Genomic DNA, 9,120 nt, shown 5'->3' with positions numbered 1-9,120 from the left:
GTATCAGCGCTGCGAGGATTGCGACGAGGCGACCTGCCAGGTCCGCCACATGATGCTGGAGGTGCGGCAGGCGATCGCCGAAGTGCTGGACAATCGCAGCCTTGCCGCCATGCGCGACGCCGACAATGACGATTTTCCGGTTGAGCTGACGTCGCAGATATAACCACCCACTGCAAGCTGACCGCGCTCAGACAGATGAAGGAGGGAGTTCTCCAAATCCCGGGTTGCAAACACCCGAAATCACAGGAGAACCCCATACAGTTTGGCCTACCCGTTCACATTTGACGCAGCCTCGAATACAGCGCGTGCGGACGTCGTACCCGCTACATGCTCCGTACCCGCCACACCGAGGTCCATCCATCCTGCATTCACGGCCTCGTACATTTCTTCGGCAGGTCCGCTGTGGCCCCTCGGGATGCCGAATTGTTCGAGCGCTTCCGCCCACCCTGCACGCGGGATTGCAAAGGCTTTCACGTCGAGGTTCAGGACTTCACCCAACTGCTCCGCGACTTCATCCGCGCTGACCATCGAACCAAGCTCGACGATGCGCTGCCCTGACCACGTTGGCCCGGTCAGAAGCGTTGCGAATTCCGCGCCAATGTCGTTCGTCGCGACCATGGTCGATTTCCGGTTTGTCGGATTGTAGAAAGCCGGCAGCGTTCCGCCCTGCGCGACCTGCAACCCGAAAAGAAAATTCTCGAAGAATCCGCCTGCGCGCACAAAAGCAACTGGCGATGTCAGGTCGCGAAAACCTTGCTCCAGAAGGGACAAGGCCGCGATCACCCCGTGCCCGCTGGTTCTGTTCGCGCCCATCGACGAAAGCGCAACCACTCGCGGCGGCGCTGCCTTGGTGAGCGCCTCGACATAGCTTGCAATCACGGCCTTTGCTTCCTTGTAATCGGGCGAAGGCGCCCAGACAGGAGGCAGCATGACGAACGCGCCTTCGACGCCTTCGAGCGCCCGCTCGATGGCTGCCGAATCATTCCAATCGCCGTCAACCAGCTCCACGCCCCGGTTCGCCCAGCTCAACGCTTTCTCGCGGTCGCGGACCAGCGCGCGCACCTTTTTGCCTTGCGCTAGCAAATGCCTTGCCGTCGCGCCGCCCACGTTTCCCGTGATTCCCATTACTAAGAACATGTGTTTTCTCCTGATGTTGAGGGACAGAACTGCCCCTGTTGGTTCAATGGATGAGCGGCAGAATGGCCCGGATACGGGGATCGCGCAGATAGAGGCCGCCCCAGGTCATCGCGCCCAGAAGCAGGGAAATGATTTCCGGCGGCGATCCCAACTCACCGATGCGGAGATGGGCGCAGATGGCACCTCCCAAAAAGCCCGTCACCAGGATCGCGCCGAGGACGGCGGTGACCGGGATGGCGTAGAGGATGGCGCAGGCGAGGATGATCGGACCCACGACGCGCGTCAGATCCATCGCGAACCCGGTTTCCTGCAACATGCTCGCGACCCGTGCCGGCGCGAAAAGCTGAACAGTGCCGTCTGTCATCAAAGCGATAACGACAAACGCGCTCATTATCCGGCCGGCCCACAGGGCGCGATGCAAGGTCATAGTTTCAGGTGTCTGATGCGGGTTCACAGTTTCGGACACTTGTCATTCTCCGATGGGGAGATCCCATATTCGAAGCTTACTGTGCCTCTCAGGTGTGATAAACACCGAGGAAATGAACCGACTGTTCTCTTTTTGGAAAACAATACCGGGAAACGAAAATGCAAAATCTCGAACCCATCCTCATTTTCATAACGGTAGCGGAAATGGGGAGCTTCACCCGCGCAGCCGACAGCCTGGGCATCCAAAAGGGGAGAGCCTCAACGGCGGTCCGGAAGCTGGAAGAAGATCTCGGTGTCAGGCTCCTGCACCGGACGACGCGCAGCGTGCGGTTGACGGAAGACGGACGCGCATTTCATGCCCGTGCCCGCGATCTGCTCGCTGAAGTCGATGATCTGCACTCGATGTTCGCAGGCGATCGCGTGGCACTTCGCGGGCGTTTGAGAGTCGACCTTCCGACCGAAGTGGCGCGCACAACGATCGTGCCGGCCTTGCCGGATTTCATGGCGGCGCACCCCCAATTGGAGCTGGAGGTGTCGAGTACGGATCGGCAAGTCGATCTGGTTCAAGAGGGGTTCGATTGTGTATTGCGGCTTGGACCCATTCGCGACGAGACGCTGATTGCCCGCCCGTTGGGCCTGTTGCGCATGGCCAACGCTGCCAGCCCCGCCTATCTGGCGCGCCATGGCGTCCCTCGGTCGCTGGAAGATCTCCAGCGTCAGGAACATAGGACAATTCACTTTTCGACGGTGCTAGGCGCGAGACCCTATGGATGGGAATATCCGGACGGCGACAGCTACGCGACGCTTCAGTTGCCAGGTGCGCTGCACGTCAACAGCGCGCAGACCTACGAAGCCGCCGCCCTCGCCGGCCTTGGTGTGATTCAGGCGCCACTTTTGGGCATTGGCCAATACTTGGAGAGTGGAGCGCTTATCGAGATCATACCCGATTTTCGTCGACGGGCGCTCGCCGTATCCCTCGTCGTCGCACATCGGAGCAATCTGTCGCGCCGAGTCCGCGCATTCATGAAATGGATCGAAGATGTGCTGACGCCGTATATGGAATAGCGACTGCCGGTCAGCGATCAGCGGTCCGGCGTCGCGGGCGCCAGCTCGCGTTGCACGCGCCTGTCCCCCAGGTAGAGGGCAAGCGAAATTTGCAGAAGTCTTGAGCGCGGACATGACCTTGCACGTCCCAAGCCGACGCAGTAAAGCGGGGGTCGAAGAACGGGCTGGACCGATGAGGCTGTGGTGGTTCGCAAAATCCCGCAAGGCCGCCCGCAAGCTGCCATCGGCAGCCAGTTTCCGCACTGAAATCATCGCCGACGTCTTCGTCCCGGAACGGGCGGAGGACGTCCGCTTCTTCAGCCGCAAGCTGGTTCACCCCGGCCGGCTTCGCCGCTTTTCCAACAAGGACCTTCGGGAAGGCCTGCTGTCCGTCTTCTATCTCGTGGTGGCAGCGGCGCTGCCGGTGCGCTGGTGGGCGCCGATCTGCGGCCGCATATCGAGGTTTCGCCTCAAGCGCCATATGCGCAAGGAATTCCCGGCCTACGCGGCCGCGACACGCGCGGTGCTTGGCGATGGCATCGATACACGCAAGCTGTTCGAGGGATTGCTGGCGGCGCGCCATCGGCGCCGCCTGCAGCTTGCCGCACATCTGGTGGCTGGCCGCTGGTCGCCGACGATCCGGCTGGAGGGGCTGGAGGGGCTGCGGTCGGCCTTGCAGCGCGGCCACGGCGCCATCCTCTGGTGCGATCAATTCACCGCCCAGACCATCATCGGCAAGCGCGCGCTATACGAGGCCGGTGTCGAGGCGCATCAGGTGAGCGTCAACACCCACGGTATTTCCGAAAGCGCGTTCGGCCTGCGTTTCCTCAACCCGCCGCTGGTCAATGTCGAAAACCGGTTCCTGAAAAGCCGGGTCGCCTTTGATCGCGACGATGCCTACCAAGTCACCATCCGCATCAAGAAGATCCTGAAGCAGAATGGCGTGGTGACGATGACCAACACCGTCCATGCCGGCACGACTTTCACCGAGGCAGCCATGGGCGAAAGCGGCTGGACGCACCTCGCCTCGGCGCCGGCGAATTTTGCCGCCAGGGGCAGAACCGCCCTGTTTGCCATGTCGACCTTCGAAGTGGTTCCCTTCATCGAGTACCGCGCCGTGCTCAGCCCCGAGTTGACGCCGGAGGCATCTGTAACCCCGGCGAAGGACACCGCCAGGGATGGCGCCAAGAACATGGCTGTGCAGGCGCACTACATCCTGCTCAAGCGCGACCGCCTGCTGGAAGCGCTGAGGCTCTACCCCGAGCAGATGCTGACGTGGTCCCGCCGGCAGCGGCTGACCGAGGCGCCGGACAGCACCGGCATCGGAATGGATGAAGGCTCATGACCGGCGTATCAGGCGGACCGCGCCGGCGACGAGCTCACCGACCGGACGTGTGGCATCGAGTGTCAAGGCGCGCTCTTCCGCAACCGGCGGCTCGAGGATGGCGAACTGGCTGTCGACCAGGCTTGCCGGCATGAAATGGCCTTTGCGGCTGCCGACACGCTGCCTGGCCGTGGCAGGGTCGATCTCCAGATAGAGGAAGACGATTTCCGGGCAGAAGCTGCTCAGCCGGTCGCGGTAGCTGCGCTTCAGTGCCGAGCAGGCGGCAATCACGCCCTGTCCGCTGCCCACCGACTCCGCGATGCGCTCGCCGATCGCGTTGAGCCAGCCTTCGCGCAGTTGATCGGTAAGCGGTTCGCCGCTTGCCATGCGTGCGACGTTTTCCGGCGGATGCAGCTTGTCGCCCTCGATAAAGGCAACGCCCAGAGCGGCCGCCAGCGCAATACCGACGGCCGACTTGCCGCAGCCGGCGACGCCCATCACCACGATGGCCGGAGGCACCGAGCCGGGAGCGCCCGCTGGCGCCTGTGTTGCCTTTTCGTCCACGGTCAGCGGCTTGCCGGCGCGCGGCCGTAGAGCAACAGCATGGCGACAATGACGACGCCGTAGATGATCTGCCGCCCCGCCTCCGGCATCTGCATGACCGACAGAATGGACTGCAGCAGCGTGATGAGGATGACACCGGCGACAGTGCCGAGATAAGAGCCGCGTCCGCCCAGGATCGAGGTGCCGCCAAGCACCACCGCGGCGATCGACGGCAGCAGATAAGCGTCGCCCATCGACTGCGCCGCCTTGGAGGCATAGCCAGCCAGAAGCGCGCCGCCGAAAGCCGAGAGCCCGCCGGAGACGGCGAAGGCGATCATCACCACGCGCCGCGTATCGATGCCGGAGAGATAGGCCGCGCGTTCGCGGTTGCCGATGCCGTAGACGGTGCGGCCGAAGCTGGTACGGGTCAGCACGAACACCATCGCGGCTCCGATCAGCGCCCAGATGATAACCGCGTTGGGCACGCCCGGAATGGCGAAGCCGGTCGCCAGGTAGCGCATCGCGCCCGTTGCCGAATCCTGCGGCGAGAAGCCGCCTGTGTAGACCACCATCAGCCCTTGCGCGACAGCGTTGGTGGCCAATGTGATGATCATCGAGGGGATGCGCAGATAGGCGACGCCGATGCCGTTGACGACGCCGATCAGCATGCCGCAGAAAATACCGAACGGAATGGCCAGCGCCACGCCGACCGGGCCGTACGCCGCCGCAGCGCAGGCCATCATGGCGCCCGCCGCCACCGCCCATGGCACCGACAGGTCGATCTGACCGAGCAGGATGACCAGCATCATGCCGGTTGCGATGACACCGAGGAACGAAGCCACCTTGAGCTGCTGCAGAAGATATTCAGGCGACAGGAAGCTTCTGGAATAGAGGCTGCCCAGGAACAGCAAGAGAACGATGCAGGCAAAGGCCGTCAGCACCGCCGGATCGGCGCGGCGGATGAATCTGGGCATGCGGCCGGCAATGCCGCCAAGTGTCGTTTCGCTCACAGGAACCACTCCAGCCGGTTGCGGACCCGAAACAGGGCGAAGGCGCCGAGGCTGACGGCGACCAGCAGGATAACGCCCTGGAACAGCGGCTGCCAGAGCGGATCGAAATCGAAGACGAACAACAGGTCGCCGATGGTGCGGAAGGCCAGCGCGCCGAAGATGGCGCCGATGGCGCTGCCCTTGCCGCCGAACAGCGAGACGCCGCCGAGCACCACGGCTGCGATCGAAAACAGCGTGTAGGAGTTGCCGCTGGCATAGGCCGCCTCGCCCGTATAGGTGAAGAAAGTCAGGAACAGTCCGCCGATCGCCGCCAGCAGGCCGGCCAGCGTGTAGGCAGCGAACTTGCCGCGCCGGATCGGCACGCCGGACATGTAGGCCGCCGTCTCCGACGAGCCGGCCGCGTAGGCCGCGCGGCCGAGCACCGAGCGGCTGAACGGCACCCAGATCACCAGCACGATGGCCAGCAGGACGACCAGGCTCGCCGGCACCACGCCGAACACACGGCCGGTCAGCGCATCGGCCAGATCCTCATTGACCGAGCCGCCAGGGAATGGCCGCAGCAAAAGGCCGATGCCGTAATAGACGGCGCCAGTGGCAATGGTGGCGACAATCGGCTGCAGCCGGCCATAGATGACGATGGCGCCGTTGATCGCGCCGCACAACAGCCCCACCGCCAGCACGGCGATGACACCGAGCGTCGTCTGCATCGGCGTGCCAACCACCAGCCAGGAGGCGAGGCAGTTGGTGAGCAGGAAGATCATACCGACGGACAAGTCGATGCCGGCGGTGATCACCACCAGCGTCTGCGCCATGGCGACAAAGGCGAGCAGCACGCCCTTGTTCGACGCCGTCTGCACGACATTGGCGGTGAAGCCCGCCGGATGGTTCGAGGTGTAGATGACGAACATGACGATGAAGATGCCGAGCGCCAGCAGAGTTCCGCGCTGCTCGGCCAGCCAGTAGCGCCAATCTTTCACGCGCTTGCTCCCAGGCCCACCGGGCTGTCCTCGCCATGGATATTGAGCGCGCTTGATATCAGCGCCCGCTCGGTGATCTCGGCACCGACCAGCTCGCGCTTGACCGCCCCGTCATAGAGCACCAGCACGCGATCGCAGCAGCCGATCAGTTCATCATAGTCGGTCGAGTAGAACAGGATCGCAGCACCCGCGTCGGCCAGTTTGCGCATCAGCTGGTACAGCTCCTGCTTGGTGCCGACGTCGATGCCGCGCGTCGGATCGTTGAGCAGGATGATGCGTGGCTGGCGCATCAGCCATTTGGCGATGACCACTTTCTGCTGGTTGCCGCCCGAAAGCGCGCCGACCGGAATGTCGAGGCCCGCCGTCTTGATCGCCAAGAGGCCTACCATGTCGTCGATCAGCCGCTGCTCGGCGGCACGGTCGATGATGCCGGCTTTCGACAGCCGGTCGAGCGCCGCGAAGGACAGGTTCTCGCGCACCGTCATCGGCAGCATCAGCCCTTCGGTCTTGCGGTCCTCGGGAATCAGCGCCATGCCGATGCCGTCGTCGCGCGCAACGGATGGGCTGGTGATCGAGACCGACTTGCCGTCGATCAGGATCTGGCCGCTGAGGCCCCGCAGCACGCCGAAGAAGGCGAGCAGCAATTCGCGCTGGCCCTGGCCGTCGAGGCCGCCAAGGCCGACCACCTCACCTGCCCTGACGGTCAGCGAGATGTCGTGCAGCCGGTCGGCCCATGAGAGCTTGCGGGCCTCGAGCCTGGGGGCCGCGGCGGCAGGCACGGCCGCCGGCTTGGGCGGAAAGATATGGCTGTATTCGCGGCCGATCATCAGTTCGACCACCTCATTGTCGCTCTTCGAGCCGGCTGGATAGCTGGCGACATTGCGGCCGTTGCGGAACACCGTGCACTGATCCGCCAGTTCGGCGATCTCGTTCATGCGGTGCGAGATGTAAAGCAGCGCCAGCCCTTCCGAGCGCAGCCGCTTGAGCACTGCGAAGATCTTCGAGACATCCGCTGCCGTCAGCGCCGAGGTCGCTTCGTCGAGGATGAGGATGCGCGGCTTGCGTGCCAATGCCTTGGCGATCTCGACCATCTGCCGGCGCGACAGCGGTAGGTCCTTGACCAGCGCCAGCGGGTGGATGTCGGCGGCGCCGGCACGAGCAAGTGCTTCTTCGGCGATGCGGCGCTGCGCCTTGCGGTCGATCATGCCGAAGCGTTTGGGCGGGTCGGAAATGACGATGTTGTCGGCAACGCTGAGCTCGGGGACCAGCGACAGTTCCTGGAAGATGCAGACGATGCCGGCCTTGTTGGCGGCCCCCGGAGAAGCGAAGGTCGCCTCGCGCCCGTCCAGCGTCATGCGGCCCTCATCGGGCGCCACGACACCTGCCATGACCTTGATCAGCGTCGACTTGCCGGCGCCGTTTTCACCGAGAATGGCGTGGATGCTGCCGGCTTCGACGACAAGCTCGGCCTTCTCCAGCGCGCGTACACCGCCATAGCGCTTGGATATGCCTTCCATACGAAAGAGCGGAGCCGCACCGTCCATCGGCCCTCCCAGGGCGATTGTGGAATTGAGACAAGCGCCGCGGCTCAAGCCGCGGCGCCGGGTGACAGCCAGCGATGATTTACTGGTTTTCCTTGGTCTGACCCATGATTTCCTGGGCGCTGAAATTGATGCCGCAGGTCGGGAAGGAATTGCCGACGAAGAAATTGTCGGATTCCTTGGGGAAGTAATCCGTGCCTTCCTTCAAGTTCGGGTCTTCGGCGATCGCCAGCGGCAGCTTCACCTCTTGTGGTACCACCTCGCCTTCGAGTGCGGCGATCGCGGTCTTGATGGCGACGGCGACCTGAGCCGGACCCGAGCCGGCGGACGAGCACTTCAGCCCGTCGGCCGAATGCGCGGCGCAGAACTTGCGGAAGCCGTTCTCGGTCTCGCCGCCAAACGGCACGAACGGATGCTTGGCGTCGATCATCGCCTGCACGATGCCGGTATCGCCGCCCTGGCCGGTGATGCCGTCGAACGGACCGTTGGTGGCGATCGCATCGGCGGTCACTTTCTGTGCCACGCCGTCATCCCACTTGCCGGCGACTTCGGTGACGTCCCACTTCTTGCCGGACGCAGCGAAGACCTCGTGGATGCCGTTGTGGCGGTCGGTGTCGACGGAGGTGCCGGCGACGCCGCGCACTTCCAGGATCTTGCCGCCATTCGGTATCTTGGCGACCAGCCACTTGGCCCACAATTCGCCAAGGCCTTTCTGATCGACATTGACGTTGATGGCATCCTTGGTGTCAAGGATGTTGTCGAAGGCGACCAGAACGATGCCGGCTTCCTTGGCGCGCTTGATGACCGGACCGAAGGCTGTCGGGTTCTGGGCGTCGGTGACGATGGCGTCATAGCCGGAATCGATGAAATTGTTGATCGCCGAGATCTGCGCCGGCACGTCCTCGCCCGTCGAGACGACCTTGAATTCCTTGATCTTGGCTTTGACTTCAGGTTGTGCGGCGTAGGCCTTGGCTGTCTGCACCATCTGGATACGCCAGGTGTTGGCGATATAGCCATTGGCGAAGGCGATGCGGAACGGCCCTTCCTTCTTGGGATATTTGAAAAATTTGGTCTCCGCGCTCCACGGCGCGAAACAGTCCGCCTGAGCGGCGGGACCC

9 protein-coding genes and 1 pseudogene are annotated in these 9,120 nt (G+C 63.5%); 3 read left to right on the top strand and 7 right to left on the bottom strand.

Going from position 1 to position 9,120, the window contains the following annotated elements:
• Positions 1-163 (top strand): annotated as a pseudogene (locus EN964_RS38565) (Rrf2 family transcriptional regulator); the annotation flags it as partial.
• A 104-nt stretch (positions 164-267) separates the two neighbouring features.
• Here the strand turns inward: EN964_RS38565 and EN964_RS15105 are convergent.
• Positions 268-1,137 (bottom strand): NmrA family NAD(P)-binding protein, encoded by an 870-nt coding sequence (locus tag EN964_RS15105; protein WP_127270223.1) that lies wholly within the window; start codon positions 1,135-1,137, stop codon positions 268-270.
• A gap of 43 nt (positions 1,138-1,180) precedes the next feature.
• Positions 1,181-1,603, bottom strand: coding sequence for a DoxX family protein (locus EN964_RS15100; protein WP_127270225.1), 423 nt, complete (start codon positions 1,601-1,603; stop codon positions 1,181-1,183).
• A 119-nt stretch (positions 1,604-1,722) separates the two neighbouring features.
• Here EN964_RS15100 and EN964_RS15095 point away from each other — a divergent pair, with 119 nt between their 5' ends.
• Together EN964_RS15095 and EN964_RS15090 are read left to right on the top strand one after the other, a co-directional pair.
• Positions 1,723-2,628 carry a LysR family transcriptional regulator gene (locus EN964_RS15095; RefSeq protein WP_127270227.1) on the top strand — a complete coding sequence of 302 codons (906 nt, stop codon included), beginning with the start codon at positions 1,723-1,725 and terminating at the stop codon, positions 2,626-2,628.
• A 172-nt stretch (positions 2,629-2,800) separates the two neighbouring features.
• On the top strand, positions 2,801-3,952 hold the full coding sequence (locus tag EN964_RS15090; RefSeq protein WP_127271873.1) for a hypothetical protein: 1,152 nt from the start codon (positions 2,801-2,803) through the stop codon (positions 3,950-3,952).
• On the opposite strand, the gene EN964_RS15085 is transcribed toward EN964_RS15090, so the two are convergent.
• The 5 genes from EN964_RS15085 to EN964_RS15065 form a co-directional block, all read right to left on the bottom strand.
• Positions 3,947-4,495: a gluconokinase gene (locus tag EN964_RS15085; RefSeq protein WP_127271875.1), complete on the bottom strand. Its 549-nt coding sequence runs from the start codon at positions 4,493-4,495 to the stop codon at positions 3,947-3,949. The genes EN964_RS15090 and EN964_RS15085 overlap by 6 nt on opposite strands.
• Before the next feature lie 2 nt (positions 4,496-4,497).
• A complete protein-coding gene (locus EN964_RS15080) occupies positions 4,498-5,484 on the bottom strand; it encodes an ABC transporter permease (protein ID WP_127271876.1) in 987 nt (328 codons plus the stop codon).
• Entirely contained in the window at positions 5,481-6,461 is a 981-nt protein-coding gene (locus EN964_RS15075) for an ABC transporter permease (RefSeq protein ID WP_127270185.1), read from the bottom strand. Before EN964_RS15075 ends, EN964_RS15080 begins: the two co-directional genes overlap by 4 nt.
• Entirely contained in the window at positions 6,458-8,005 is a 1,548-nt protein-coding gene (locus EN964_RS15070; protein WP_127270183.1) for a sugar ABC transporter ATP-binding protein, read from the bottom strand. The genes EN964_RS15075 and EN964_RS15070 overlap by 4 nt, the downstream gene beginning before the upstream one ends.
• Positions 8,006-8,084: 79 nt before the next feature.
• Positions 8,085-9,120: sugar ABC transporter substrate-binding protein (locus EN964_RS15065; protein WP_127276495.1), on the bottom strand; the 1,036-nt coding region annotated here is incomplete at its 5' end.

Source organism: Mesorhizobium sp. M7A.F.Ca.CA.001.10.2.1, from assembly GCF_003998575.1.
In the GTDB taxonomy this organism is placed as follows: Bacteria; Pseudomonadota; Alphaproteobacteria; order Rhizobiales; family Rhizobiaceae; genus Mesorhizobium.
Note: the sequence above shows the minus strand (reverse complement) of the source record. Positions and strands in the feature narration are given on the sequence as shown.